The organism is Acinetobacter sp. 228 (assembly GCF_048147885.1).
The window spans coordinates 1-1,432 of record NZ_JAYWYV010000242.1; the positions used below are offsets into that span (position 1 = coordinate 1).

The 1,432-nt window shown below is 35.3% G+C and carries 4 protein-coding genes; all 4 read right to left on the bottom strand.

Annotated features, from left to right (window positions below; translation table 11 throughout):
• Nucleotides 1-106: 106 nt before the first annotated feature.
• The gene (locus VXQ92_RS17805; RefSeq protein WP_031977959.1) at nucleotides 107-430 is read right to left on the bottom strand and encodes a DUF4236 domain-containing protein; all 324 of its coding nucleotides are present in this window, start codon (nucleotides 428-430) and stop codon (nucleotides 107-109) included.
• A gap of 8 nt (nucleotides 431-438) precedes the next feature.
• Entirely contained in the window at nucleotides 439-615 is a 177-nt protein-coding gene (locus tag VXQ92_RS17810; RefSeq protein WP_074031683.1) for a hypothetical protein, read from the bottom strand.
• A gap of 105 nt (nucleotides 616-720) precedes the next feature.
• Nucleotides 721-1,179 (bottom strand): helix-turn-helix domain-containing protein, encoded by a 459-nt coding sequence (locus VXQ92_RS17815; protein WP_416667288.1) that lies wholly within the window; start codon nucleotides 1,177-1,179, stop codon nucleotides 721-723.
• Between the two features lie 8 nt (nucleotides 1,180-1,187).
• The coding region (locus VXQ92_RS17820) for a DUF4258 domain-containing protein (protein ID WP_416682704.1) at nucleotides 1,188-1,432 on the bottom strand (245 nt) is incomplete at its 5' end.

A 1,432-nucleotide genomic window follows, 5' to 3' on the forward strand; every position in this document is an offset into this window, starting at 1 on the left:
TGGAGTTGGTATTCTCCTTTTTATTACACCCTACCAAACCAAAAACCAAACTTAATAAAATAATCTTTTTCATATATAAACCTATCAAATATCAAAATTTAAAAAATCAGCTAATAATCCAAATAAAAATTATTAAAGCTATAAATAAAATAACTCCACTGATTATCCATTCAGATTTAGGGTAACCCCATACATTATCTGGATTATTAAAATCAGGTTCTCTTCTAGGTGTTGTTTTCTTAGTATGACTAGAGAACTTGGAATAAGATAAACCAGTACCCGGTAAACCTACTGTTGTTCGAGTTCCCTTCTTACTAACATTTACTCGTGCCCCTTTTCCACCAACAGAAACACTTGAGACTCCTTTTTTACTTATATTTACCCGGACTCCCGGAGCAATTTTTATACTTTTTCTAAAATTTAATCCCATCACATCACCTATCTAGAGCAGATCTTTTTAGAAGCACTGATGGAACCATCATTACAAACAAACTTACTACCATCGCAATGACTTACCCCACCTTTCTTACCAGAGCACGGTTGTCTGCCTCTACCTGCTTCCGCAAAATTTAATGAGCTTAGAACTAATAAAAGACTTAAAATGACTTGTTTCATGAATTTTAACCATTTGTTATAAAGTGTACTAACTTTAACAAACTGGTTACTAAATGTCACATAAAGGAAAACCACCCGAAGGTGGTTTCTATCAAATAAAACTAACTAAGCTATTTCACAATTGGTTTGATGCCATGAATGGTTATTTCCATATGAAAAACTAATTTCACTTGGTACTAAAGTTCGTTCCTGATGATTTAATGACTCAATCATACTTCTTAGTTTGCCATCACCTTGAACATGCTCTTTATATAATGCACGAAGTAATAGCTCAGTAGGTTTACCAATTAAACCGCGATCAGCTTCCCAATGTCTAATACTAGTCTCACTGACTCCTAAAAGCCCAGCAAGATTCTTCTGTGACAAGTTTAGTTCTTTACGTAAAAAACGAATTTCCTCACCATTCAAGTCAGGCTTTTGCGTAATTAAGAACAACCCAATGGCATTATGAAGCTCATGAACAGATTCAATAGATACGAGTTCACCATAGTCTTCATCATTTTCAATTGTAAATCCATTGTGCAGCCAAATATTGCTCAGACCGCATTCTTCATAGTGATACATAATTTAGCCTACTCTCTAAATGTAGTGACTACTACTGAGAATTCACCGTTCTCGCTCTGCTTGATTGCAACAGCTGTTGTTATGTATTCGCCTGCAGTGCGAACAGAAACATTTAGCTGGCAATCACCACGAGTATTTGGGTACGGCCCCTCAGTAATATCTCCATGCTCAAAACAGCAAATAATTTGCTTCATAGAGATACAGCGTTCTTTCATTCTTTCTTTTGCATGTGCAGTTAACTTGATTTTGCTAG